The organism is Nocardia sichangensis (assembly GCF_047200615.1).
Lineage (GTDB): Bacteria > Actinomycetota > Actinomycetes > Mycobacteriales > Mycobacteriaceae > Nocardia > Nocardia sichangensis.
In genome coordinates this window covers 130,949-155,155 of record NZ_JBJZOK010000009.1, presented here as the reverse complement: position 1 = coordinate 155,155, position 24,207 = coordinate 130,949, and the positions used below count along the sequence as shown (strand labels likewise).

Annotated in this window: 21 protein-coding genes; 12 read left to right on the top strand and 9 right to left on the bottom strand. The window is 68.9% G+C overall.

Features of this window, described 5'->3' with window-relative positions:
- The first annotated feature begins 167 nt into the window (after window positions 1–167).
- Both ACL03I_RS15160 and ACL03I_RS15155 read left to right on the top strand, forming a co-directional pair.
- Complete coding sequence (locus ACL03I_RS15160; protein ID WP_195077704.1) at window positions 168–461, top strand: hypothetical protein; 294 nt, start codon at window positions 168–170, stop codon at window positions 459–461.
- A 137-nt stretch (window positions 462–598) separates the two neighbouring features.
- Window positions 599–2,020 carry a DUF1254 domain-containing protein gene (locus ACL03I_RS15155; RefSeq protein ID WP_412806243.1) on the top strand — a complete coding sequence of 474 codons (1,422 nt, stop codon included), beginning with the start codon at window positions 599–601 and terminating at the stop codon, window positions 2,018–2,020.
- A gap of 332 nt (window positions 2,021–2,352) precedes the next feature.
- Here the strand turns inward: ACL03I_RS15155 and ACL03I_RS15150 are convergent, their stop codons facing one another.
- Window positions 2,353–2,796 carry a group II truncated hemoglobin gene (locus ACL03I_RS15150; protein ID WP_412806242.1) on the bottom strand — a complete coding sequence of 148 codons (444 nt, stop codon included), beginning with the start codon at window positions 2,794–2,796 and terminating at the stop codon, window positions 2,353–2,355.
- Between the two features lie 246 nt (window positions 2,797–3,042).
- Between ACL03I_RS15150 and ACL03I_RS15145 the strand changes: the two genes are divergently transcribed.
- Window positions 3,043–4,272: a cytochrome P450 gene (locus ACL03I_RS15145; protein WP_412806299.1), complete on the top strand. Its 1,230-nt coding sequence runs from the start codon at window positions 3,043–3,045 to the stop codon at window positions 4,270–4,272.
- A gap of 8 nt (window positions 4,273–4,280) precedes the next feature.
- Window positions 4,281–5,006: a TetR/AcrR family transcriptional regulator gene (locus tag ACL03I_RS15140; RefSeq protein WP_355072698.1), complete on the top strand. Its 726-nt coding sequence runs from the start codon at window positions 4,281–4,283 to the stop codon at window positions 5,004–5,006.
- A 7-nt stretch (window positions 5,007–5,013) separates the two neighbouring features.
- Here the strand turns inward: ACL03I_RS15140 and ACL03I_RS15135 are convergent, their stop codons facing one another.
- Window positions 5,014–7,026: a TerD family protein gene (locus ACL03I_RS15135; protein ID WP_412806241.1), complete on the bottom strand. Its 2,013-nt coding sequence runs from the start codon at window positions 7,024–7,026 to the stop codon at window positions 5,014–5,016.
- Window positions 7,027–7,111: 85 nt separating this feature from the next.
- On the opposite strand from ACL03I_RS15135, the gene ACL03I_RS15130 reads away from it, so the two are divergent.
- Window positions 7,112–7,609: a hypothetical protein gene (locus tag ACL03I_RS15130; protein ID WP_355072702.1), complete on the top strand. Its 498-nt coding sequence runs from the start codon at window positions 7,112–7,114 to the stop codon at window positions 7,607–7,609.
- 14 nt (window positions 7,610–7,623) lie between these two features.
- Here the strand turns inward: ACL03I_RS15130 and pabB are convergent, their stop codons facing one another.
- Window positions 7,624–9,843: an aminodeoxychorismate synthase component I gene (gene pabB, locus ACL03I_RS15125; protein ID WP_412806240.1), complete on the bottom strand. Its 2,220-nt coding sequence runs from the start codon at window positions 9,841–9,843 to the stop codon at window positions 7,624–7,626.
- Window positions 9,844–9,932: 89 nt separating this feature from the next.
- On the opposite strand from pabB, the gene ACL03I_RS15120 reads away from it, so the two are divergent.
- From ACL03I_RS15120 to ACL03I_RS15110, 3 genes are all read left to right on the top strand, one after another.
- Window positions 9,933–10,988, top strand: a complete 1,056-nt coding sequence (locus ACL03I_RS15120) for a phosphotransferase family protein (RefSeq protein ID WP_412806239.1) — start codon at window positions 9,933–9,935, stop codon at window positions 10,986–10,988.
- 73 nt (window positions 10,989–11,061) lie between these two features.
- The gene (locus tag ACL03I_RS15115; protein WP_355072707.1) at window positions 11,062–11,592 is read left to right on the top strand and encodes a DinB family protein; all 531 of its coding nucleotides are present in this window, start codon (window positions 11,062–11,064) and stop codon (window positions 11,590–11,592) included.
- Between the two features lie 143 nt (window positions 11,593–11,735).
- Window positions 11,736–12,866: an NDMA-dependent alcohol dehydrogenase gene (locus tag ACL03I_RS15110; RefSeq protein WP_355072708.1), complete on the top strand. Its 1,131-nt coding sequence runs from the start codon at window positions 11,736–11,738 to the stop codon at window positions 12,864–12,866.
- Window positions 12,867–12,954: 88 nt separating this feature from the next.
- On the opposite strand, the gene ACL03I_RS15105 is transcribed toward ACL03I_RS15110, so the two are convergent.
- Window positions 12,955–14,148, bottom strand: a complete 1,194-nt coding sequence (locus tag ACL03I_RS15105; protein ID WP_412806238.1) for a serine hydrolase domain-containing protein — start codon at window positions 14,146–14,148, stop codon at window positions 12,955–12,957.
- A gap of 42 nt (window positions 14,149–14,190) precedes the next feature.
- Here ACL03I_RS15105 and ACL03I_RS15100 point away from each other — a divergent pair, with 42 nt between their 5' ends.
- Both ACL03I_RS15100 and ACL03I_RS15095 read left to right on the top strand, forming a co-directional pair.
- Complete coding sequence (locus ACL03I_RS15100) at window positions 14,191–15,024, top strand: serine hydrolase domain-containing protein (RefSeq protein WP_355072712.1); 834 nt, start codon at window positions 14,191–14,193, stop codon at window positions 15,022–15,024.
- Window positions 15,025–15,119: 95 nt separating this feature from the next.
- Complete coding sequence (locus ACL03I_RS15095; RefSeq protein WP_412806237.1) at window positions 15,120–15,653, top strand: DUF3145 domain-containing protein; 534 nt, start codon at window positions 15,120–15,122, stop codon at window positions 15,651–15,653.
- A gap of 26 nt (window positions 15,654–15,679) precedes the next feature.
- Here the strand turns inward: ACL03I_RS15095 and ACL03I_RS15090 are convergent, their stop codons facing one another.
- The 4 genes from ACL03I_RS15090 to ACL03I_RS15075 all read right to left on the bottom strand — a co-directional run bounded on the left by ACL03I_RS15090 (window position 15,680) and on the right by ACL03I_RS15075 (window position 21,760).
- Window positions 15,680–16,210 carry a VOC family protein gene (locus tag ACL03I_RS15090; protein ID WP_412806236.1) on the bottom strand — a complete coding sequence of 177 codons (531 nt, stop codon included), beginning with the start codon at window positions 16,208–16,210 and terminating at the stop codon, window positions 15,680–15,682.
- Window positions 16,211–16,278: 68 nt separating this feature from the next.
- Entirely contained in the window at window positions 16,279–17,493 is a 1,215-nt protein-coding gene (locus ACL03I_RS15085) for an FAD-dependent monooxygenase (protein WP_412806235.1), read from the bottom strand.
- Window positions 17,494–17,538: 45 nt separating this feature from the next.
- Window positions 17,539–20,637, bottom strand: a complete 3,099-nt coding sequence (locus ACL03I_RS15080) for a BTAD domain-containing putative transcriptional regulator (protein WP_412806234.1) — start codon at window positions 20,635–20,637, stop codon at window positions 17,539–17,541.
- 280 nt (window positions 20,638–20,917) lie between these two features.
- Complete coding sequence (locus tag ACL03I_RS15075; RefSeq protein WP_412806233.1) at window positions 20,918–21,760, bottom strand: methyltransferase domain-containing protein; 843 nt, start codon at window positions 21,758–21,760, stop codon at window positions 20,918–20,920.
- A gap of 71 nt (window positions 21,761–21,831) precedes the next feature.
- Here ACL03I_RS15075 and ACL03I_RS15070 point away from each other — a divergent pair, with 71 nt between their 5' ends.
- Window positions 21,832–22,527 carry a class I SAM-dependent methyltransferase gene (locus ACL03I_RS15070; RefSeq protein WP_412806298.1) on the top strand — a complete coding sequence of 232 codons (696 nt, stop codon included), beginning with the start codon at window positions 21,832–21,834 and terminating at the stop codon, window positions 22,525–22,527.
- 10 nt (window positions 22,528–22,537) lie between these two features.
- Window positions 22,538–23,353: a class I SAM-dependent methyltransferase gene (locus tag ACL03I_RS15065; RefSeq protein WP_355072723.1), complete on the top strand. Its 816-nt coding sequence runs from the start codon at window positions 22,538–22,540 to the stop codon at window positions 23,351–23,353.
- A 204-nt stretch (window positions 23,354–23,557) separates the two neighbouring features.
- On the opposite strand, the gene ACL03I_RS15060 is transcribed toward ACL03I_RS15065, so the two are convergent.
- Window positions 23,558–24,157 carry a TetR/AcrR family transcriptional regulator gene (locus ACL03I_RS15060; protein ID WP_355072725.1) on the bottom strand — a complete coding sequence of 200 codons (600 nt, stop codon included), beginning with the start codon at window positions 24,155–24,157 and terminating at the stop codon, window positions 23,558–23,560.
- Between the last annotated feature and the right edge of the window lie 50 nt (window positions 24,158–24,207).

Sequence of the window (24,207 nt, the reverse complement as noted above, 5' to 3'; positions counted from 1 at the left end):
CTGCTGCCCGTTCCGCCGCTGGGCGCGAAGGTTCCGCGCAGTGCGCGCACCGCGGCGGCGTCTGGGCCCGTATCCTGGTTCGTGGCCGAATTCATCGGTGGTCGAACGGCTTTCGCAAAGCGGCTGGTCGGCGGCAGGGTTGTATTCGAGCGTAGAGGGAGTAGACGGTGAGCATCATTCTTGCGTCGGTCGGCGATTCGTTCACGACGTTGGCGCAGATCGGCAATCCGACCCCGGAGGCGCCGCCCCTGGCGGACAAGCTCTTACAGTTCGTCCGGTACCTGACCTGGTTCGCGCTCGCGTCGGGCATCGTCAGCATCATCTACGCGGGCGGCAGATTCGCCTGGGAGAAGTGGAGCGGCGGCGGATTGCAGTCGCCGAAGATGATCGCCGGCGCGATGATCGGCGGGGTGGTGGCCACCAGTGCGGGCACCATCATGAACACCGTCCTGGAATTCTGAGCGAGGCGGCGCTCCTTCCCGCGTGTTCTCGCGGCGAACCTCCGCAAACGCCCTCGAGCCGCGATTTCCGTCGCGGAGTGCGGTCGCGCTCCGGTGCGGGAATCGCGGTGCCGATAGGATCGGAGGCGGAGCGGATCATGGACGAGAGGACCGAAGGCAAGCTCACGATGTCGCGGCGCACGGCGCTCGGCATCGCGGTGTCGTCGGTGGCCGCGTTGGGATCGGCGGCATGCGGCGGATTCGGCCAGGATTCCGGGCCGCATCCCGTCCCAGGTGACGCTGCCACGATCGCCAAAGACGCCTACGTATTCGGCTACCCTCTGGTGCTGCTGGACGTCACCCGGGTGGCTGCGGAGATGGTCACGCCGATCAACCGCTTCCACCACGCCGCCTCGCTGCCCACCCCGGCGCAGCGAGACGTGGTACGGCTCGACCGCGACACGCTGCGTTCCACCGCGTGGCTCGATGTGGCGAGCGAGCCGATGGTGCTGAGCGTCCCCGCGCTGGACGAGGGCCGGTTCTGGCTGGCCAAGGTGACGGACGCCTGGACGAACAACGTGCACAACCCCAGCAGCCGGCGGCCGGCGACTGAGTCGGCCGGGCCGCCGTATACCTATGCGGTGACCGGTCCGAGGTGGTCGGGTGCGCTACCGGAAGGTCTCACGCCGTTGCCGATGCCGACGCCGACGGTGTGGCTGATCGTCCGGATCCGGGTCGACGGCGAGAGCGATCTCCCGGCGGTGCGCGCCGCGCAAGAGGGATTGCGATTGGTGCCGTTGAGCGCTTGGGTGGCGGGCACCGAGCCGCCTGCGCCCATCGGGACGGGGCTATCGAGCGTACAGCCGCCACCTGAGTGGGTCGCCGGGATGGACCCGCGGGTGTTCTTCGACCGGATGTGCGCGTTGCTGTCGACCAACCCGACCGCGCCCGAGGACGCGCCCGCCATGCGGCGGTTCGAGAAGATCGGGATCCGGCCGGGTGGCACAGTCGAGGGCATCTCGGATACCGAGCTCACGGCGGCGGTGGAGACCGCACGGCAGCAGATCCCGGTATCTCTGGGTGCGCGGACGGTCAACGAGAACGGCTGGCTGGTCGACCCCGACGTCGGCAGGTTCGGCACCAACTATCTGCTGCGCGCCGTCATCGCTCACGTGGCGCTCGGCGCCAGCCTGATGACCGAGAACGCCTACTATCCGACGCTGTTCGCGTCGACGGACGCCGGAGGTGGCACGGGCCGATTCCGGCTGCATTTCGCGCCCGGCCAGTTGCCGCCCGTGGACGAGTTCTGGTCGCTGACCGCCTATGCCGCCGACAACTATCTGGTGCCCAATCCGGCCGGCATCTACGCGGTCGGCCATCCGGATCCGGTGACGGTCAACCCCGATGGGTCCGTCGACATCGCGTTGCAGTACACCGACCCGAGGGCGGGCGTCGCGGCCGGGAACTGGCTGCCGATTCCCGAATCCGGACAATTCTCGCTGACCCTGCGCCTGTACGCGCCGAAGGCGGAGGCCGTCCAGGGGCGCTGGCGTCCCCCGCCGCTGTTCCCGGTGCTCTGACGCGATTCGCGCGAAGTCCCGCCGCCGCTCTCGGCGATCGGGTGACAGGTACCGCTGGTCAGCTACTTTTCCGCAAACAGACGGATATGCTTCGGGACGGATCTGGCGCTGCGACCGATCGCATCGGGAGGCGGAACGGGATCATGGAGGACTGGACCTCATCGCGATACGATCTCACACTCCAGCAGCACGATCCCGGTCCGGCGTCCCCAGGGGCAACTGGTTGCCCATCCCGGAATCCGATCCGTTCTCGGCGAGCCTGGCGTTGTTCGCGCCCAAGCCGGTGGTGTTGCGGAGGCGATGGCAGCCGCCGCTGATCACGCTGCGCTGAGTCAGTCGTCGCCCGCCCAACTCCAGCGTGGGACCTCGCGGATCGGGTGCAACTCCGAATCGCTGGTCGCATGCGAATTCTGCTGCGCCACCCGTGATCCGAATGCGACGTGCTCATAGACCGCGGTGCGGAACTCTTCGTTCTCCAGCAGTCCGGCCTCCTCGAAGGTCTGCATGTACACCTCGACGAAACGTTCCCGCTGCTCGTCGGTGATCCGCAGGCCGCGGTGCACCGCGATGATGTATTCGAATCCGAGCTCTCGGGTAAATCGATCCGGGCCGCCGAACGATTCGGCGGTGAACCAGGTGAGATGGTCGACGTGTTGCGGCAGTCGTTCGGTGAACAACGTCTTCAGCACCGGGTCGCTGAGCGCTTTGTCGTAGAACGCCGCTTCGACACGATGGAGCACCTCGTCGCCGCCGACGTGGTCGTAGAGACTGGGCATGGCACCTCCGGCCGGAGTAGGGCTGCTGCTCTCATTAGAGGTGGTCCGCCGCGTCGGTGTACACCTGAATCGGGGTAATGGCCGATACCTGCCACCTCCGTCCGTGGTCCGGTGGGCGGACCGGCGGCATGAAAAGTAAACGGGTTTTACTAAACGCTGTTCACGAAGCTCGGTTCTGTGGTTGCATCACTGGTGACCGTGTTCGCCAGGTCTGCGCCCAGACCGCCGTAGGAGTTAGCCGTGACCGTGACCACGCCCTCGATCCCGACGGGTTTCGACTTCACCGACCCCGATCTGCTCGCCACCCGCCTGCCCATCGAGGAGTTCGCCGAACTGCGCCGCACCGCCCCGGTATGGTGGTGCGGTCAGTCCGATCGGGCCAGCGGTTTCGACGACGGCGGCTACTGGGTCGTCTCCAAGCTCGCGCACATCAAGGAGATCTCCAAGAATCCCGAGGTGTTCTCCTCGCACGAGAACACCGCGATTATCCGGTTCAACGAGGAGACCACGCGCGAGCAGATCGACATGCTCGGCGACATGCTGTTGCTCAACCAAGACCCGCCCAAGCACACCAAGACCCGCCGCATCATCTCCAAGGGCTTCACCCCGCGGGCGGTGGAGAGCCTGCGCGCCGCGCTGACCGAACGCGCCGCGCGGATCGTGCACGAGGCCAGAAAGTCCGGCAGCGGCGACTTCGTCGAACAGGTCGCCTGTGAACTGCCGTTGCAGGCCATCGCCGAACTGATCGGCATCCCGCAGGAGGACCGCAAGAAGATCTTCGACTGGTCCAACCAGATGATCTCCTACGACGATCCCGAATTCGAGGGTGATCACCACGCGGCCACCGCCGAGGTGATGGGCTACGCCTGGAACATGGCCGAACAGCGGCGCGCCTGCCCGGCCGAGGACATCGTCACCCAGTTGGTGAACGCCGATATCGACGGCGAGCACCTCGGCTCGGACGAGTTCGCGTTCTTCGTCATCCTGCTGTCGGTGGCGGGAAACGAGACCACGCGCAACTCGATCACCCACGGCATGAAAGCGTTCGTTGACCATCCCGAGCAGTGGGAAATCTACCGGCAGCAGCGTCCGCGCACCGCGCCCGACGAGATCGTCCGGTGGGCCACCCCGGTCACGGCCTTCCAGCGCACCGCCACCCAGGACACCGTGCTCGGGGGCCAGGAGATCAAGAAGGGCCAACGGCTCGGACTGTTCTACAGCTCGGCCAATTTCGACGAGGAAGCGTTCGCGGATCCGTTCACCTTCGACGTGCTGCGCGATCCGAACCCGCACGTGGGCTTCGGCGGCACCGGCACCCACTACTGCGTCGGCGCGAACCTGGCCCGGTTGCAGATCGATCTGATGTTCAACGCCATCGCCGACGTGATGCCCAACCTGCGCCAGGTGTCCGAGCCGGTGCGGCTGCGGTCGGGCTGGCTGAACGGGATCAAGCGCTGGGACGTCGAATACGCTTGAATCGATCAGTGCAACAGTCCAGACCACGGGGCCGCGCGCCGGTGGTGACCGACACCGACATCCGGCGGGTGGCCAGCGCGCTGCTGGTCGAGCGCGGGCCCGATGCGGTCACCCTGCGTGCCATCGCGCGCGAACTCGGAGTCACCGCGCCCGCGCTGTACCGGTACTACGACTCGCTCGAAGACCTGCTGGAGCGGCTGCGGCTGGACTTCTGCGCCGACCTGGCCGGGGAACTGACCGCCGAGATCGCCACGCTGCCCGACGACGGCGCCGCGCAGTTCTTCGCCATCTGCCGTGGCTTCCGGCGCTGGGCGCTGACGCACACCAGGGAGTTCACCCTGGTGTTCGCCTCGCCCGGCGCGGGCCAGGCCCGCGCGCTGCGCCGCTTCGACGAGCCCTTCGGCCGGGTTTTCCTGGCCGCGGCGGGCAGGCTGCTGGCGAACTACGACATCGTCACGCCATCGACGGACGTCATCCCGCCGGAGTTGCGTGAGGATCTGGTGCACTTCCAGACCGAACTGCTGGCGGCGCTGTCGGAGTCGGGCCAGAAGTTCCCCGCCGAGAAACTGGATCTGGGTGTGACGTACCTGATGATCCAGATCTGGGCGCGGCTCTACGGCCACGTCACGCTCGAGGTGTTCGGGAACTACCCGATACCGCTGGACAATCCGGAGATCCTGTTCGACGCGATGCTCGCCGATCTGGGCCGCACCGCGGGCCTGCTCGGCGAGTGAGCCGGGTTCAGATGCGGGCGCCTTTGGCCCGGTTGCACGCGCGGCACAGGATCTGGAGGTTGGCGGCGCTGGTCGCGCCGCCGCGGCTGAGCGGGATGACGTGGTCGAACTCCAGGTAGTGCCCGTCGCCGCATTCGACGCAGCGGCCACCGTCGCGCTGCCACACCTCCGCTTTCACCTCTTGCGGGATGCTGCGGGTGTCGCGCTGGCCTGGCGTGAGAACGAGACGTTTGGCCACGCGCAGCGCGCCTTCCAGCGCGGCCGAGACATAATCCGGATCGTCGACGGCGAAGGTCGCGCCGCCGCGCGCGGACGTGGCCGCGAGTACCACCGTTCCCTGTTCCGCGTGCACGGAAACCACTCGTGACCACGGCATCTCGATGCCGGTGTCGGCGCCGACGAAACGTAGCTTCTTGTTGCTGCCGATCAGCCTGCCCTCGGTGAACTTCGGGCCGCGTGCGAGCTTACGCACGTGCGTCGCGGGCAGATCGAGGTGCACCGTCTCCTCTGGGTCCAGGTGCAGGCCGGGCGTGCGGACGATCGGCAGATCGCCCGTACGCAGCCGGTAGAGGGTGTGCCCGCGATGCATTCGCCTGCGCAGATCCTCGATCAGCGGTCCGCCGAGCGCGAGTTCGGTGACCGCGTGCTCGAACAGTTCCAGTTCCGCGTGCCGTACTTCACCGTCGGCGAAGGCGAAGGTCACCAGCCGCTCCACATAGCTGAGCCCCGCGTCGCGCAGGACCGCGCGGCCCGCTTCGGCGTCGATGCGCTGGTAACGCAGTGATGCCCACAGGTCCGCCCACTCGGGGCCGCGTGGCCCGTGGCCGGTGAGCACCCGCCACGCCCTGGTGTGCCAGTGGACGAGATACTCCTCGATCTCCTGGGCGCATCTCTGGCACGGCGCGAACCCACCGAAGAACTTGCGGCGCAGCGTGTTTCCGCAGCGTGCGCAGTGGCGGTCGCCGGGCGGGGGTCGGAGATACCGGTCCTCGGTCCATATGGTGCCGTCCCACCAGCGCATGGTCTGCGGGTTGTCCGGATCCGGGTGCCAGTCCGCGAGTTCGGGGTGCGGGGGCGGAGGAGCGGGCGGTGCGGTGTCGCGGCTGTGCCGGTGGAGGTCGACCGTGCGGTGGGTGTGTGGGCGCGGCAGGGGAGATGTATCGCCACGGTCGAGCACTTCGGTGCGTGGCCGGGCGGGGGTGTCTACGCCCGGGCGTACTTCGGTCCCTTCGAGCCGCCCGGGCGAGTCGTCGGTGCGGACGGGTTCGCGTTGGACCGGCGCGTTTTCGGCGAGGTCCGTTCCGATTTCGGCGGGAGTTTCCCCGTTTCGCGCTGAGTGGCCGGAGGGCAACGATCCGTGGGCGAAGCGTCGTGCCGAGGTCGGGTCGTGCCCAGCGGACCGTTCGGCGGCGGGTTCCGCTCCGGCCGGAGAAAGTCGTTCTCGCGCGGACGGATTCGCCGCCGGGCGGCGCACCCGGAACGGGTTGGTGGGATGCGTGGTGCGGGCGGGCGCCGAGGGATCGTTGACCTGGACGCCGAACTCGGTGACCAACCCCGCCAGTCCGCTGGACCAGCCTTGGCCGATCGCGCGGAACCGCCACTGCCCGTCGCGGCGGTAGAACTCGCCGAACATCAGCGCCGACACCGCCTCCGCGTCGTCGATCTCGAACGTCACGACCGCCCCGTCCACCGAGTGCACGGCGACGGTGAGCCCGTGGATGTCGCCGAAGGTGCCGTCCTCCAGCGAGCCGGAGACGACGATGCGGTCGACGTCGGCTTCCGTGCGCGGCAGCGAGACGCTCAGCCGCGCGGTGCCCGGCGCGGGCTCCTGATCGAGGGTGACCGCCTGCGAAACGTGCCGCGGCGCGTTGTAGAACACCAGGTCGCGATCCGAGCGCACCGCGCCCGACGCGTCCAGCAGCAAGGCGTGCGCGTCCACCGTGTGCTCCGATCGCCATGAAACGACCACGGCTAGAAGGGATGTCGGTACCGCTGCGTTCGCGCCCTTGCTGAGTTTCATGGTGCTCGAACTATGCCATGAGCCTCCGACACGCCGAACGCGCGAGGGCCGGTCCTTCGGCGGGGCGTGCGGCACAGTGTTCCCCATGACGAACCCGAAACGCCCGGGTCGTAGGCCGCCGACCCCGAAACTGCCCGGTGGGCGTGTGCCCGGCCCCGCCGACGTGCTGGCCGCCGCCCAGGCGGCGGTCGAGGCGGCGCAGACGGCCGCGGGCCAGGCGCTGGAAGCCGCTCAGCTGACGGCGACATCCGCGTTCGACACGGCGGTGCGGCTGCCGCCCGCGTCCGCTCAGCTGGCCGCGCAACTGCCCGGCCTGATCGAGAGCCTGTCGACCGCCATCGAGCGGCTCAACTCCACCATCGATCGGCTCGACCGCACGTTGGCCCTGGCCGATCCGGCCTTCGCCGCCTACGACCGCCTGCTGCCCCGGCTGGAGGCGATGATCTCGCTCGGGGAGGACGTGCTCGGGCGGTTGGCGAAGCTGCCCGGCTTCGCCTTGCTCGCCAAGCTGACCGGCTTGAGCGCGCCGGAACCGCCCGCCGAGGAGCCGCCCCGCCGAAAGTCCGGCAAGCGGCACAAATAGTCGAGGTCGGACGCTCAGCGGTGCGCGTGGTCGGCGGCCGCGCGCAACGTGGCGGCCGCCTTGAGCAGAACCTCGTGATACTCGTCGGCGGGATCGGAGTCGAGCACGATGGCTCCGCCCGCGCCGATCCGCCAGCGCCCGCCGTAGCGGACGGCGGTGCGGATCACGATGTTCAGGTCCGCGGTGCCGCCGAGGCCGAGGAAACCGATGGTGCCCGAATAGATCCCGCGCGCTTCGGTTTCCAGCGCATCGATGATCTCCATGGTGCGCAGCTTCGGCGCACCGGTCATCGAGCCCCCGGGAAAACAGGCTCGCAGGCAATCGACCACGCCGACCTCCGGCCGCAGCCTGCCACGCACCGTCGACACCAGTTGGTGCACGGTCGCGTACTGCTCGGTGGCCATCAGTTTCGGGACGTACACACTGCCGATCTCGCAGACCCGGCCCAGATCGTTGCGCAGCAGATCGACGATCATGAGGTTTTCCGCCCTGGTCTTCGGGCTGTCGGCCAGCTCGCGGCGCAGGCGCTCGTCCTGCTCCGGCGTCGCGCCGCGCGGGGCGGTCCCCTTGATCGGCTTGCTCTCCACGATGCGGCGGCGGTCGACCTTCAGGAAGCGCTCCGGTGACGAGCATGCGATGTCGAGATCGTCGAAGCGCAGGTAGGCGGCATACGGGGCGGGGTTGCACCGGCGCAGCGTGCGGTAGAAGTCGAGGCCGTCGGCCGCGGTGGCGGGGATCGTGGCGCTGTCGGTCAGAGTGATCTCGTAGGACTCCCCGGCATGCAACCGCTGCCGGCAGACCGCGATGTCGGCGAGATAGCGCTCCCGGCCGCGGGTGAGCAGTGGCGCGACGGCGTCACCGTCCGGCGGCAATTCGAGTGGCGGTGGATTGGTCCAGGTCGGCAGGGTGTCGAGGGTTTCGCGGGTGTCGCGCAGCCAGTCGGCGGCGGACCGGGCGGTCTCCACGTCGTCGCTCAGCGCCAGCAGATGGGTCCGCTCGCCCACGTGGTCGACCACCACCATCCGGTCGGCGAAGATCCATTGCGCGTCCGGGGTCGCCGCGCGATGCGCCGCGTTGCCGCCGCAGTCGGCTTTGACCTCGTAGCCGAGATAGCCGACGTAGCCGCCGACGAAATCGAAGGGGAGATCGGGCAGTTCGAGCCTGCGTGCGCGCAGCTCGGCGGCCAGGAACTCGAGAATGCCGCCGGGTGCGGTGCGCCGGTGCCCGTCGGACGATTCCACGGTCACCTCGCCGTCGCCCACCCGGTAGCGCAGCACCTCGGCCAGCGGACCGCTCGCGTCGCCCAGGAAGGAGAACCGGTCGGCCCCCGGTTCGACGTGCTCGCTGTCCAGCCAGAACGCGGTGGGGGAGTTGGCGTACAGCTGCACGAACGCGCTCTCGGTATCGATCGGCCGTTCGAGGACGGCCCGCTGGAGCCGGAAGGTCCGCGGCACCGTGCCATCGAAACCCGTGCGCCCGGCGGGACGCTCGAGTTGGGCTGCCGCGGCGGGGAACTGCTCCGGTGCGAGCGGCATCGGCGAGGCCGCGGTGCGTGTGGCGGAAAGCGGAAGGCCTGCGGCGACCGGCTCGGCGACGAACTCACCCCCGGCGTCGATCGATGGGCTCGCCGCCGGGACGGCGCGCCTGCTCCGGTGCGCCGTGGTGAGTCTCGCGAAGTTGCGCAGCAGAGCCGCGCCGAACTCACTGGCGATCGATTCCGGATGGAACTGCACGCCCCATTGCGGTCGCGTGCGGTGCCGCACACCCATCACGACGCCGTCGCCGGACAGCGCGGTGACCTCCAGATCGTCCGGCAGCGGCCGCAGCGCGCACAGCGAGTGGTAGCGCACGGCGGTGAAGCCCTGCGGCACGCCCGCGAAAAGGTCCTGGTCGTCGTGCTCGATGCGATCGAGATATCCGTGCCGGGCCGCGGGCGCCGCGGCGACCACGCCGCCCGCCGCGACCACGATTCCCTGATGGCCCAGGCACACACCGAGCAGCGGCAGGTCGCTTTCGCGAATCACCGCCGTGGAGATCCCTACGTCGCGGGCCACGTCCGGCCGCCCAGGGCCGGGTGAGACGACGACGTTGTCGTAGCGTCCCAGATCGAGTTCGGCGACCGTGTGCGCCTCGTCGTTGCGCACGACTGTCGGCTCGACGCCGTTCACCTCGCTGATCAGCTGGTACAGGTTGTAGGTGAACGAGTCGTAGTTGTCGATCAACAGCGTGCGCATGGTGCTCGAAACCCTACGCCGCGCCGGTGGTAGCCAACTGTTGTCATCTGCCTTCAGTTCGGGTCGGCAGGTGGTGCACAATGTGGGGCATGTCTGTTGCGCAACCGGTCGATGTGGATCCCGCGGTCGTCGACTTCGCCGTCGTCGGAAAGTGGATGGACGAGCAGGGTCTGTCCGGGGGTGAGTTCGAGGACGTGACCGCGCTGGGCGGCGGAACACAGAACATCATGCTCCGCTTCACCCGCGGCGGCCGGACCTACGTGCTGCGTCGCGGCCCGAAACATCTGCGCCCGAAGAGCAACGACGTGATCCGGCGTGAGGCCGGGCTGCTCGGCGCGCTGGGCGGCACCGAGGTCCGCGCGCCCAGGGTGATCGCGGCCTGCGCCGACGAGTCGGTCCTCGGCGCGGTCTTCTACCTGATGGAGCCGATCCGCGGTTTCAACCCGCAGAACGAACTGCCCGAACTGCATGCGGGCGATCCGGAGATCCGCAGGCAGATGGGCCTGTCCGCGGTCGAGGCCATCGCGCGCCTCGGCGCGTTGGACTACCAGGCGCTCGGCTTGGCCGACTACGGCAAGCCGGAGGGTTTCCTGGAACGTCAGGTGCCGCGCTGGCTGGGTGAGCTCGAGTCCTACTCGGCCAACGAGGGCTACCCCGGCCCGGAGATCCCCGGTGTGGCGACGGTGGGCGAGTGGCTGGACCGCAATCGCCCCGCCCAGTGGACCCCGGGCATCCTGCACGGCGACTGCCATCTGGCGAACATGATGTTCTCCTTCGACGGCCCGCAGGTCGCGGCGATGGTCGACTGGGAGATGTCCACCATCGGCGACCCGCTGCTCGACCTCGGCTGGCAGATCGCCACCCGCCCGGAGCCGGGCACCACGGGAGCGGCGCTGGTGGGCAAGCTCGGCGCGGTCGGCGGGCTGCCGACGGCCGAGGAGATGATCGCGCACTACGGGCAGTTCTCCGACCGCGACCTGAGCGCTATGTCCTGGTACACCGTGCTGGCCTGCTTCAAGCTCGGCATCGTCCTGGAGGGCACGCATGCCCGCGCGTTCGCCGGTAAGGCCCCCAGACAGGTCGGCGACTTCCTGCACGCGATCACGCTGGAACTCTTCGAGCGGGCGCACCGGCTGATGGAGTGAACTGTCGGGATGTGCTCGATAGTTGACCGGATATCGGTGGAAGGCGCGATCCGGCCGCGCCTAGGTTGAGCGCATGCCGATCGTTCCCGATGTCAAGGACTGGACCTGGGTGCTCGAGCGCCCTTGTTCGCAATGCGGTTTCGACGCCGCCGCGACCAGCTACGCGGCCGTACCGACGCTGACCAGGGACACCGCGGTCCGCTTCGCCGCGGTGCTCGACCGTCCCGGCGTCCGCCTGCGGCCGGACGAATCGACCTGGTCCGCCCTCGAATACGGCGCACATGTGCGTGACGTCTGCCGCCTGTTCGATACTCGCCTCGGCCTGATGCTGGCCGGTGACCCCGAGGGCGAGCCGCCGCGCTTCCCGAACTGGGACCAGGACGCGACCGCGGTGGCCGACCGCTACAACGAGCAGGACCCGGCTCGGGTGGCCGCGGAGCTGGCCGATGCCGCCGAGCGGGTGGCGCGCTCCTTCGCGTCGGTGCCGCCCGAGCGCCGTGGTCTGCGCGGTGCGCGCGGCGACGGGGCGGAGTTCACGGTGGAGTCGTTCGCGCGGTATTTCGTGCACGATCTGGTGCACCACGTGCACGACGTCCAGGGCTGACGCGTCGCGGAACTGTAACGCGTTCGGCTATTGGGTCACGCTATACCGACGATTTTTTCGAGCGGTACTAGAACGCGTTACATTTTTCTCGTACTGTGGGTGCAGTCACATATAAGCACGTGCATGCGAGAGGGTCGACAGGAATGAAGACGAAGGGCGCGATCCTGTGGGGGATCGACCAGCCGTGGTCGGTGGAGGAGATCGAGGTCGGTGACCCGGTCGCCGGCGAGGTGCAGATCCGGATGGAAACCGCGGGCATGTGCCACTCCGACCACCACATCGTGACCGGCGCGACCCCGATGCCGTCCTTCCCCGTCATGGGCGGGCACGAGGGCGCGGGCGTGATCACCAAGCTCGGCCCGAACTGCCCGGCCGATCTGCAGGTCGGCGACCACGTGATCCTGTCGTTCATCCCCGCTTGCGGCCGCTGTCCGGCTTGCGTGGCAGGACACATGGCGCTGTGCGACCTGGGCGCGGGTCTCCTGCTGGGGCAGGCGATCAGCGACGGCACCTATCGCATCCAGGCCCGCGGCGAGAACGTCATTCCGATGTGCCTGCTGGGCACCTTCGCGCCGTACATGACGGTGCACCACACCTCCGTGGTAAAGATCGATCCGAGCATTCCGTTCGAGGTGGCCTGCCTGGTCGGTTGCGGCGTCCCCACCGGTTTCGGCTCCTCCACCCACGTCGCCCAGGTCGCTCCGGGCGAGACCGTGGTGATCGCGGGCATCGGCGGGGTCGGCATGAGCGCCTTGCAGGGCGCGGTGCTGTCGGGCGCGTCGAAGGTGGTGGCGATCGACCCGAATCCGTGGAAGCGCGAGCAGGCGCAGAAGTTCGGCGCCACGCACACCTACGAGAGCATGGCCGCCGCGATCATGCCGCTGTTGGAGGCCACCGAGGGCCGGATGGCCGAGAAGGTCATCCTGACCATGGGCGAGATGCACGGCGAGTACATCGAAGAGGGCCTGATCCTCACCTCGAAGGCGGGCACCCTGGTGGTCACCTCGATGGGCCGGATGGACGAGAGCGACGTCAAGCTGAACAGCTTCCTGCTGTCGATGCTGCAGAAGACGGTGAAGGGCTGCATCTTCGGCGGCGGCAACGCCCGCCAGGACGCGCCGCGCCTGCTGTCGCTGTACAAGTCCGGCCAGCTCAACCTGGACGACATGGTCACCCGCAGCTACTCCCTGGAGGAGATCAACCAGGGCTACCAGGACATGCTGGACGGCAAGAACATCCGCGGGATCATCAAGTACACCGAAGCCGACTGGTAGAGCACCGCACCGCCGCTCGGCGAGCGCGGTGGCGATCCGTGCGATCAGCTCGTACGGCACCGCTTCGCCGAGCCGGCGATCGAGGCGCTCAGATCCGGCAGCGCAGCAGGGCTTCGCGCAGGTTGCGGCTGCGGACGTCGTCGAGGACGGCCAGACCCAGCCGGTTCATCGTGTACCCGAAACCGAGGCCCGTTGCGGGATCGGCGAATCCGAACGAGCCGCCCAGCCCCGTGGTGCCGTAGGCGCGTTTGTCGGAGCCGAAGCGGAAAATACCGCGCGACTTGCGGAAGCCCAGGTGATAGCGGCTCTTGGTGTGCAGCACCAGATCCTCGGCGGGGACGTCGTCGGCGGTCTCGGCAGCGGCGAGCCGGTCCAGCACGGCGTCGTCGATCGGCAACGCACCGGTGCGAGCGGCGGCCGCGCCGTAGACCTTCGCCAGCGCGCGGGCGTTGCCCACTCCGTTGGATCCCGGCAGTTCCACTTCGAGGAACTCGCGCCGGGTCGCCCGCGCAGGCGCTCCGCAGCGCGGATTGGTCAGCGCCGCGTAGGACAGGCCGCGTTTGGCATAGATCTCCGCGCCGATGCGCAGCGGAAGATCGCGTTCGTAGCGCAACACGTCCAGCCCCTGGGTGGCCGACATCGTGGCGATGCGGTCCATGCGCTGCTCAGCGGGCAGGCCGATGAAGAAGTCGACGCCGAGCGGTGCGGCGATGTCCTCGGCGAAGATTCGCCCGAGCGTGCGACGGCGCGGGTCCACCCGGCGCAACAGCTCGCCCTGGTACAGGCCGAGGGTGATGGCGTGATAGCCGTGCCTGGTGCCGGGCCGCCAAGCCGGTTTCTGTGCCGCCAGAACGGTCGCGAGCCCGTCCAGGTCGGCGATCTGAGGCAGTCGCACGACCTCGCTCAGGCCGGACAACCCCGCCTGGTGGTCGATCAGCTGACGCACGGTGACCGCGTCCTTGCCGTGGGCGGCGAACTCCGGCCAGTACTTCGCCACCGGCTGCTCGTAGTCGAGCAGGCCCCCGGCCACGGCGGTGGCGAGGGTGAACGCCGCCATGCCTTTGGTCGAGGAGAACACCGGCACGATCGTGTCCCGCTCCCACGGCAGCGTGCGCCTGCGATCGCGGAACCCGGCCCACAGGTCCACTACGGGGCGCTCACCCGCGTAGACCGCGACGGCGGCGCCGATTTCGCCGTGACGCTCGAAATTGCGGCGGAAGGCGTCGGCGACCGGCTCGAAACCGGGCGCGACGTCGCCGTGAACAGTGGGCGTTTCACTCATGGTGAATCGATGGTAGCTACGCGGTTCTCGTAGGCTCGCAGGGTGCGTTCACTCGAGCAGATCCGGGAATGGCCGGTCCGCCACGCGGCGGCCGCGGTGGTCACCGCCGACGGCGGTGCCGCGAGCGAAGGCGACGTGCGGCGGGTGTTCCCGCTCGCGTCGGTGACCAAGCCCTTGGTGGCGTACGCGGTGCTGGTCGCGGTGGAGGAGGGCGCGGTCGAACTCGACCAGCCCGCGGGCCCGCCCGGCGCTACGGTGCGTCATCTGCTGGCGCACACGTCCGGCCTCGCGTTCGACACCACCGACGTCCAAGCCGCGCCGGGGACCCGGCGGATCTACTCCAGCGCGGGTTTCGAGGTGCTCGCCGAATTCGTCACCGCCCAGACCGGGATCGCGTTCGACGAGTACCTGCGCGACGCCGTGTTCGAGCCGCTGGGCATGACCGCTTCGGTGCTCGCCGGTCCGGCCGGGCACGCGGCGCGGTCCACCGCGGCGGATCTGGCCCGCTTCGCCGCCGAATTGCTGGACCCGCAGTTGATCTCGGCGCAGACGCACGCCGAGGCCACCTCGGTCCAGTTCCCCGGCATGAACGGCGTCCTGCCCGGCTACGGTTCGCAGCGCCCCAACGACTGGGGATTGGGCTTCGAGATCCGCGACGGCAAGACTCCGCACTGGACCGGTGGCACGAATTCGCCACAAACCTATGGACATTTCGGCCAATCCGGGACATTTTTATGGGTTGACCCGAGAACGGGGTTGGCGTGTCTCGCCTTGAGCGACGAGAATTTCGGCGACTGGGCGCGCGCGGCCTGGCCACCGCTGAGCGATGCCGTCATCGCGGAGGTGGCCGCCACGCGCAACACGGTCACGAAGTAACACGTGTAACTTCGGGCACTCCAGTACACTCAGGCAACGCCAGTTCGACGAATCGTTGGGGAAGACGTTCCTCGTCGAAGCTGGAGGTGTTGGTGGTGCGCGCATCGAGTCAGTTCGCGGACGCGACGGCGGGTGTGGTCTACATCCACTCGTCGCCTGCCGCGCTGTGCCCGCATGTCGAGTGGGCGCTCACCTCTGCCCTCGGCGCCCCCGCGAAACTGCGCTGGACCGCCCAACCGGCCGACGGCCAACTGCGCGCCACCAGCGAGTGGATCGGCCCCGTCGGCACGGCGTCGAAGATCGCCCAATCGTTGCGCTCCTGGCCGGTTCTGCGCTTCGAGGTGACCGAGGACCCCAGCGACGGCGTGGACGGCGAGCGCTACAGCTTCGTTCCCGGCCTGGGCCTGTGGCACGGCTCGACGAGCGCCAACGGCGACGTCATGCTCGGCGAGATGCGCCTGCGCGCGATGCTGCAGGCCACCCGGGAACTCGGCAAGTACTCCGCCTACGACCTGGCCGACGAAATCGACCGCGCCCTCGGCACCGCGTGGGACGAGGACCTCGAAATCTACCGCTACGGAACGGAATCCGGCGCGGAGGTCACCTGGCTGCGCCGGGACGTCGGGTGAGGACTCCAGCTGTCGCCACTGCCGTGTCATCCGCGGGAAGCGCCCTGGCCGTGTGACCACGGATTCCGGTAGCCGTCCGGAATCATGCTGTCGAACAGTGCGCGCGCGTCCGCGGGCAGCCGCAGCAATTCGACGTACGAGCCGAGTGATCCCCCGGCGAGGTAGACGAACTCCATGCCGATCTCCGCGACAGCGCAGTGTTGGACGATTTCGGCGCCGCCTGCCAGCGCCTCCGCCAGTGCGACATCGAAATCGTCTGGCACCCAAGCGATATGGTGCAGACCGGGACCGGACCGCTCGAGCGCTTCGGTGTACAGGTTCGCCCCCGAGACCGGTGCGATCAATTCCAATTGCTGCCCGCCCGCGTAGCCGAGCGAGCTGTCGATCGTGTAGTCGGCCGGCGCACCGCGATAGCTGCACGAGTCCGGGCCGAAACGCATGCGGGGCAGGCGAACCCATTTGTCGACTCCGTAGCGTTCGCTGAATTCTCGTTCCGCCGCCTCGATGTCGTGGACGACCCACGCCAACTGGAAGATCGGTCCGGATGCGATGCTCATTCTGGTGCTCCTCAGGTGCTTCAGGGATGGGGTGCTTTCGCCGGAACGGCGCGAGGTGACGGTGCGGTTCAGTAGTCGGCGAGGTGGATGGCGTTGGCCGCGCGCTCGAGCGGCTTGATGATCGGACGCAGCGCCAGGCCCTTCCACGGCATGTGCCGCAGCATGCGCAGCATGGTGGTCTGGGTCCGGATCGCCCGCTGGTCGGACGCCACCATCTGAGTGGCGTTGTTCCAGCCCAGCGTCAGGTTCCGGGTGACATAGTCCTGCATGGCGCGCTGGTAGCGATCGAAGGCGGCGTTGTGGTCGCCTGCGGCCGCTTTCAGCTCGCCAGCGAGGACATACGCGCCGACCAGCGCCATGCTCGTGCCCTGCCCGGACAGCGGCGAGGGGCAGTAGGCGGCGTCGCCGACCAGTGCGACGCGGCCCGCGGACCACTGGTCGAGATGGATCTGGCTGACCGAGTCGAAATAGAAGTCGGGCGATTCGGGCATGGCGCGTACCAAGTTCGGTGTCTCCCAGCCCGCATCGGCGAAAGCGTCGGCCACCAGCTGCTGCTGCGCGGCGCGGTCGCGCCGGTCCGGCAGTTGTTCCGGGGCCTGGAAGATGAATTGGGCTTTGGCCGTGGAGCGGCGGGTGCTGTACACCTGCACCACTCGCCCCGGAGTCGGATGGACCAATTCCCAATGGTCGAGATCCAAATGGTTCGGCACCGAGATCACGCAGGCCGCCATGCCGGTGTGCCGGGCGAATCGCTCCTCCGGCCCGAACGCGAGGCGGCGCACCGTCGAATGGATGCCGTCGGCGCCGAGCACCAGGTCGAACACTCGCGGCTCGGCGTTGCGGAACCGCACGGTCACGCCGTCGGCGTGCTGCGCCAGGCCTGTGATCGAGTCGCCGAACAGGTACTCGACCCCGTCCTTGGTGGCGTCGAAGAGAATATGGGCGAGATCGCCGCGCAGCACCTCGTCGTCGCCGGGCGACCGCAGTCCGATCAGCTCCGGCCCCAGCGTGGCCAGCGCCTTGCCCGAGTCGTCGACCCACGCGCCGCCACGCATCGCCGTCGAGGCCGCGCGGACTTCCGGCAGCAGCCCCATCCGATCGATGACCTCCATGGCCACGCCCCGAATGTCGACCTTGTAGCCGCCCTCGCGCAGGGTGGGCGCCTGTTCGACGACGGTGACGGTGAACCCGTGGCGGGTCAGCCAGTAGGCCAGTGCCGGACCGGCGACGCTCGCGCCGGAGATGAGAACGGTTTTGTTGGTGAACTGTCGCGTCGTTGTCATGGGAACAGCGTCGGCCGCGGCGCTCACCACGCACTCACCATCGGCTCACCGCCGCTCACCGAGCAGGGCCGCCACCTCCTCGATCGACCGCCCGATGCCGCGGTCATAGGCGGCGCGGAACTTCTGTTCGCCGAGTTCGGCACGGCACCGTGCGGCGGTCTCGGCCGCCGCACCGTCACCCGCGGCGGGCATCCCGCGCAGCGAATCGGCAGCGCCGAGCAGCAGCGCGGCCCGCGCCGGATCGCCGATCACCGCGGCGGCCTCCGCCAGACCGGCCACCGCGTCCGCGGCCACCGATCGGGATCGGTCACGGGCCAGCTCGAAGGCCTCGCGGTGCGCCGCCTGCCCGGCTTCGCTGTCGGCTTCGGCGAGCGACACCCAGCCCAGTCCGATGAGGCTGCGCGCACGGGCCTCGGCCATGCCGAACGAACCGTTGTCGGGCAGGGCGACGGCCGTGCCGTAGTACTCCCTGGCGCCGATGAGGTCGCCCGCCGCACGGCGCAGATCGCCGAGTCCGCGTATCGCATTCGCGTACATGTCCGTCGCGCCCGCCGCCCGGGCAGATTCGGCGGCACGCTCGTAGGCGGCGCGGGCTCCGTCCGCGTCGTGGCAAGCGTCCCGGCGGGCGAGGAGGTCGCCACGCCGGTTGAGCAGGTCGGCGGCCTCGTCACCCGCGCCCAACTCGGTTTGCAGGGCAACGGCCTCGTCGATCAAATCCAGCGCGACCGCCCGCTCACCGCGCCAGTCGGCGACGGCGGCGAGTTTGTCCAGGGTGGTGGCGATCGCCCAGCGGTCGCGGGTGGCGCGGAAACCTTCCAGGGCGCAGTGGAATTCGGGTTCGGCCGCCACCGGCTCACCGGACATGAGCAGGTGCAGTCCCGCGCCCAGCCGGAGGAACGCCTGCGACCACGGGTCGGCACCGAAGAGCAGGCGCTGCCGCTGCGGCGGCAGGTCCAGCAACCCGCCGACGGTCGCCAGCAGGAACACCAGATGCGGGCGTTGAAGGGGTTTCTCGACACCGGACAACTCCGTGACCGCGCGGGTGACCGCGACCGGCAGTCCGTTTCCCGCTCGCGCGGCGATCGCCGCGCACAGGCCGTATTTCTCGACGTCGGCCGCCGGATCGAGTGCGGGCAGCAGCTTGCCCGCGAGCTCGACGGCACCGCCCGGATGACCGCGCAGCCACCAGCACCACGCGTGCGCGGCGATGAGTCGTTGTGCCAATGGCGGATCGGCGGCCACCGCCCAGCGCAGCGCCACCTGCACGTTGTCGTGTTCGGCGCTCAGTCGTGCCAGCCAGTCCAGCTGGTCCGGGCCGCGCAGTCGCGGATCGGCCCGCTCGGCCAGGGCGGTGAAGAATGCCGCGTGGGCACGCTGCATGCGCTCACGCTCGCTGGAGTCGGTCGAACGTGCCAGACCGTAGGCTCGGATGGTCTCCAGCATCCGGTAGCGGCCGCCGTGCACCTCCACCAGCGATTTGTCGGCCAGGCCGTCGAGCAGTTCTTCGGCATCGTCGAGTTCGCAGACCGAAGCGGCTGTCGCGGCCGACGCTCCGCCCGCGAAGACCGCGAAGCGCCGCGCCATGAGGCGCTCGGCCGGTTCCAGCAGATCCCAGCTCCATTCGACTACCGCCTGCAAGGTCTGATGTCGGGGCTCCGCGGTCCGGTCTCCTCGTGACAGCAGCCGGAACCGGTCGGAGAGGCGTCCGTCGATGTCGTCCACTTCGAGGTTGCGCAGACGGGCGGCGGCGAGTTCCAAAGCCAGCGGCAAGCCGTCCAATCGCGCGCAGATGCGCCGCACGGCCGCGATCGTGCCCGCGTCGACGGTGAATCCGGGCCGCGCCGCGGCCGCGCGGTCGGCGAACAGACGGACCGCCGCGCAGCCGAGCTGCTCGGACAGCGGCGCTTCGGCGGCCGCGACCGGTAGTTGCCCGATCGACAGGACGGTCTCGCCGGTGATGCGCAGGGCTTCCCTGCTGGTCGCCAGCACCCGAAGGCCCTGGCATTCGCGCAACAACCGGTGGACGAGCCGCGCGGCGTCGAGTACCAGATGCTCACAGTTGTCGAGAATGATCAGCAGAGACCGGCCTGCGAGCATCGCGCGGAGCCGGTTTTCCGTGTCTTCGTGCTCACCGGCGGTCGCGCGGCCGCCGAGCGTCGCCGCGATCTCCTGCGCCATCTGCGCGCCGTCCACCAATGGCGACAGATCCACGAAACAGACCTCGCCCTGAGCCCGGGAGCCTGCCTCCAACGCCAGCCGGGTCTTGCCGGTGCCCCCCGGACCGGTCAAGGTGACCAGGCGGGCCCGCGCCAGCAGCGACGAGATCTGCGCCAACTCGTCGTCGCGGCCGACGAAACTGGTGAGCTGGGCAGGTAGGCGGCGCAACGAGGCCGCGGCGACGGTGTCCCCGCGCAGGATCGCGAGGTGGGCTCGGGCCAGCTCGGCCGAAGGATCCGCCCCCAGCTCATCGGCGAGCAGCCGACGGCCCTGCTCGAACAGCTCCAGCGCCTCCGCTTGCCGGTCGGTCCCGGACAACCCGCGCATCAGCAATGCTCGAGCCCGCTCCCGCAGCGGATGTGCGGCAACGAGTTCGGTCAGCATCGCGACCACCGCTCGATGGTCGCGCAGCGCCAGACCGGCTTCTGCCCGATCCTCCCGCGCCGCCAGCCACGCTTCGGTGAGGCGGGTCACCGCCGTCGCGGCGAACGGCGCATCGCGGACGTCGGCCAGCGCCGCACCCCGCCACAGCCCGGCGGCTTCGTCCAGCAGCGCGGCCGCGGAAGCGGGATCCCCGGCGCGCAACGCGATCCGGCCCTCCTCGGCGAGCCGATCGAACCGGTGCGCGTCCACCGTGCCCGGGTCGACCGCGAGCCGGTAGCCCGCGTTCGAGGACTCCACCAGCTCGTCGGCGCCCGCCGAACGCAGCGCCCGCCGCAGCCGCGACACCTGGGACTGCAGCGCGTGCCCGGCGTCACCCGGCGGATCCTCCCCGTAGAGATCGTCGATCAACCGCTCGCGGGAGACGACCCGCCCGGCCTCCGACGCCAACACCGCCAGCAGCGCCCGCACCTGCGGCCCACCCACCGCGACCGGACCCCCATCGGGCCGCCGCACCTCCACCGGACCCAGGATCCCGAACCGCACGATCGTCAGTATGGCCTGGGAACGATGGGCTGCCGCTTCGGTGGGTTCTCAGCACCGGCTTGTCTGCGCTGCGTCGTGGACGCCGCTGTGGTTCGGTCCGACGGCTTTCGAGACCAGCTATGGCCGCAGCCGCGTTATCGGTCCCATCGCTCGCTCAGGAACTCCTCGTTCCGCGGCGAAGCACCCAGCGCGTCCCGCTCACGGTCCCGCAACCGCGAGCCGCACCGTATGTCGACACGCCATCGACTCCGGTGCTCGGCAGCGGTCGGAGCCAGGTCGTTCAGTCCGCTCGGTGGGCGAGCACAGCGAACATGGTCACCGACAGGTGGTAATCGCCTTTGGCGATGCCCGCGTCCATGGTGGCCAGCAGGTCGCGCCCTTCCTGTTCGGTGATGGCACCGCTGGTGCTCGCGGACGAGATCATTTGCATGTACAGCGGGAGGGCGGTGTCCGGATTCCAGATCACCGCCTCCGAACCCATGTCATCGATGGTGAAACCGGCGGCTGTGAGCAGGCCGCGCAAGCGCCGGCCCGACGCGGGGTTGGGGGTGGTGGTGAGCATCGCCTTCGACAGGCGGGCGAGCACACCGGGGTCGCCGGGATGCGCGATCACGGTGTGCCAGTCGGTGTCGATGAGCAGCACACGGCCGCCCTGTCGCAGGACGCGGGCGATCTCGGCGGTCGCGGCCGCCGGGTCGTCGAGGTGCTGGTAGACCCGCTCGCAACGCACCGCGTCGAAGTAGCCGTCGGAGAACGGCAGCTGATAGGCGGTGGCTTCGACGAAGCGGGCCCGAGAGTCCGCGGTCTCGGCTCGCCCACGGGCTATGGCGAGCATCGCGGGATTCGGGTCGGCTCCCACCGCGTCGCCATCGGGGCCGACTCGCTCGGACAACTCGATCACCTCGGTGCCGGTACCGGAACCTATGTCCAGTACCCGCTCGCCCGGCTCGACGGCCAAGACCTCGTGTCCCCACACACGCATGCGCCGGATACCGGGCAGCGCCGCTTGCAGGTCGAGCATGCCGACCAGCGTGGCCATCGGGTCGTCGTCGGTGGTGTGGGAAGAGTCAGGGATCGCGTTCACGTGGAACGACGGGATAGGCGACGAGGGATCGCTCGACATGGTCCGACACTAACCCCGCACCGCCGCTCCCCGCAGTGTGCGGACGACCGATCGCAGGCTGGGCATTGGCGATGCTGCCCACCCGGCGTACCGTCGAGTTTGTGAGCAGTGGCGCCGTGTCGGGGGCAGCGGTGAAGGGCTCGGATCCGTGGGCCCGGGTTTTCGCGGCGCTGTACGACCCTCTGCTGTGGATGGGCGAGAGGGCGGGTATGGGCGCTCGCCGACGAGATCTGCTCAGCCGTGCGAGGGGGCGAACTGTCGAGCTGGGCAGCGGCACCGGTCTCAACATGGGGTATTACCCTGACGACCTCGAAGAACTGATCTTGACCGAACCGGAAGCCGCGATGCGTACGCGGTTGGCGCGGAAGCTGCGTCGCAGTGGACGACGGGCACGTGTGCTCGACGCATCGGCGGAACAACTGCCGTTCGAGGACGAAACCGTGGATACGGTCGTCTCGACGCTCGTGCTGTGTACTGTCGACCACCCCGAACCCGTATTGCGCGAGATCGGGCGTGTGTTGCGCCCTGGCGGCCAGCTGCTGTTCATCGAGCATGTGCGTTCGGAGTCGCCGCGACTCGCCCAGTGGCAAGACCGCCTCGCCGGCCCGTGGCGCCGGTTCGCGGAGGGCTGCCATTGCAACCGTGCCACACTCGAGCTCATCCAGGGGTCCGAACTGAAGCTCGAAGACGTACAGGAAGCTTCGTGGCGGGGAGAGCCCCCGATCATTCGACCGCTGATCTTGGGTGTGGCTACCAAAAACACCTAGGGAGCGTCAGATGACCGAGTCCGGCTCCGCTGAGCTGAAGCGGCGGCATCGCGCGATGTGGGCACTGGGCGACTATCCGTCCGTCGCCACCGAGGTCATCTCTGGATTGGGCAGGCGTCTGGTCGAGGCCTGCCGTATCGGCGCTGGTCAGCACGTGTTGGATATCGCGGCAGGGTCCGGCAACGCCGCGATTCCGGCGGCCGAGACCGGTGCGGAGGTCGTGGCGAGCGACCTCACGCCCGAGCTGTTCGAGGCGGGTCGGCGTCTCGCCGCGGAAAGGGGTGTCGAGCTGCGGTGGCAGCAAGCCGACGCCGAGGCATTGCCCTACGCGGATGCCGACTTCGATGCCGTGATCTCCTGCGTCGGCGTCATGTTCGCGCCGTTCCACCAAGCGGCGGCGGACGAAATGCTCCGCGTGACCAGGCCGGGCGGCACGATCGGGCTGATCAACTGGACGCCGACCGGATTCATCGGGCAGATGTTCGCCACGATGAAACCGTTCGCGCCGCCACCCCCGCCCGGCGCCCAGCCGCCCCCGCTGTGGGGCGACGAGACGCACGTACGGTCGCTGTTGGGCGATCGCGTCACCGATCTGGAGCTGCGGCGCGAAAACGCGGTCATCGACCGCTTCGCCGACGGCGCCGAGTTCCGCGACTTCTTCAAGTCCTACTACGGCCCGGCGGTCGCGGTGTACAAAGCCATCGCCGCCGAGCCCGACCGCGTCGCACAGTTGGACCGGGAACTCACGGAACTCGCTGCCCGACATGACCTGGGCGACGGGCGCATGGAGTGGGAGTACCTCCTGGTCACCGCGCGCCGCTCCTGAGCGACGGGGATTGGAACTGGCGCACCGCCACGTGACGGCGTCGGCATATCGGTGGACCGACCGGATAGCCCGGTCAACGGATCGAGAAACGGGCTGCCCAACCCGTGCGGCATGCCGGTGACCCCGTACCGATGATTTCGTCGGGCGGACCGCGGCCGGGTGTTCGTGCCACATCGCTCCGCCTTCCCCGGCGGGTTCGTAGTGTCAGGAAGTCGCGCCGATCGCCAACCCTGCGAGGAGATCGTGCACAAGGCTTGCCGCCTGCTCGTGAGCGCGTTGCCGATCATCGGTCTCGGCGATGGTCAGCGACAGTTCGGTCAGGGCCCCATAGAAGGCACTCGCCAGTAATGCGGCGGGGTAGGGACGGATGAGCGCCGCATCGAGCAGATTCTGCACCGCCTCGACGACCAGGCCGCCGAGATGGCGTTGGTCGAGTTCGCGCCAGCGCTGCCAGCCGAGGCCGATCGGTCCCTGGAGGAGCACGATGTGCCGGTAGTCGGGTTCGGCGCAGACGTCGAGGAACTCCCGCACCCCGCGATCGACCCGGTCGAACGGGTCCGAGGCCGAGTCGATCGCGATGCGGATGCGTTGTGCCGCTCGCGTCTCCAGATCGTCGACGATCGCCTCGAACAGCCCCTTCTTGCCGTCGAAGTGGTGATACAGCGCGCCGCGGGTGAGGCCGGTGGCGCGAACCAGCTCTTCCGCCGACAGATCCGCGTACTCGCGTTCGGCGAACAGCCGCCCCGCGGTCTCCAGCAGCGCCTGGCGGGTGTTCTCCGCGTACTTCTCGCGAAACGACTCCATGCGGTATGGATATCACATACAGTATGTATGTCAGATACAGACTGTATGGA

Excerpts from the sequence above, each read along its gene's own strand:
- ACL03I_RS15155 (WP_412806243.1), top strand. The coding sequence starts at position 599 with ATGGACGAGAGGACCGAAGGCAAGCTCACGATGTCGCGGCGCACGGCG.
- ACL03I_RS15150 (WP_412806242.1), bottom strand. The coding sequence starts at position 2,796 with ATGCCCAGTCTCTACGACCACGTCGGCGGCGACGAGGTGCTCCATCGT.
- ACL03I_RS15135 (WP_412806241.1), bottom strand. The coding sequence starts at position 7,026 with ATGAAACTCAGCAAGGGCGCGAACGCAGCGGTACCGACATCCCTTCTA.
- ACL03I_RS15130 (WP_355072702.1), top strand. The coding sequence starts at position 7,112 with ATGACGAACCCGAAACGCCCGGGTCGTAGGCCGCCGACCCCGAAACTG.
- pabB (WP_412806240.1), bottom strand. The coding sequence starts at position 9,843 with ATGCGCACGCTGTTGATCGACAACTACGACTCGTTCACCTACAACCTG.
- ACL03I_RS15120 (WP_412806239.1), top strand. The coding sequence starts at position 9,933 with ATGTCTGTTGCGCAACCGGTCGATGTGGATCCCGCGGTCGTCGACTTC.
- ACL03I_RS15115 (WP_355072707.1), top strand. The coding sequence starts at position 11,062 with ATGCCGATCGTTCCCGATGTCAAGGACTGGACCTGGGTGCTCGAGCGC.
- ACL03I_RS15110 (WP_355072708.1), top strand. The coding sequence starts at position 11,736 with ATGAAGACGAAGGGCGCGATCCTGTGGGGGATCGACCAGCCGTGGTCG.
- ACL03I_RS15105 (WP_412806238.1), bottom strand. The coding sequence starts at position 14,148 with ATGAGTGAAACGCCCACTGTTCACGGCGACGTCGCGCCCGGTTTCGAG.
- ACL03I_RS15090 (WP_412806236.1), bottom strand. The coding sequence starts at position 16,210 with ATGAGCATCGCATCCGGACCGATCTTCCAGTTGGCGTGGGTCGTCCAC.
- ACL03I_RS15085 (WP_412806235.1), bottom strand. The coding sequence starts at position 17,493 with ATGACAACGACGCGACAGTTCACCAACAAAACCGTTCTCATCTCCGGC.
- ACL03I_RS15075 (WP_412806233.1), bottom strand. The coding sequence starts at position 21,760 with ATGTCGAGCGATCCCTCGTCGCCTATCCCGTCGTTCCACGTGAACGCG.
- ACL03I_RS15070 (WP_412806298.1), top strand. The coding sequence starts at position 21,832 with ATGCTGCCCACCCGGCGTACCGTCGAGTTTGTGAGCAGTGGCGCCGTG.
- ACL03I_RS15065 (WP_355072723.1), top strand. The coding sequence starts at position 22,538 with ATGACCGAGTCCGGCTCCGCTGAGCTGAAGCGGCGGCATCGCGCGATG.
- ACL03I_RS15060 (WP_355072725.1), bottom strand. The coding sequence starts at position 24,157 with ATGGAGTCGTTTCGCGAGAAGTACGCGGAGAACACCCGCCAGGCGCTG.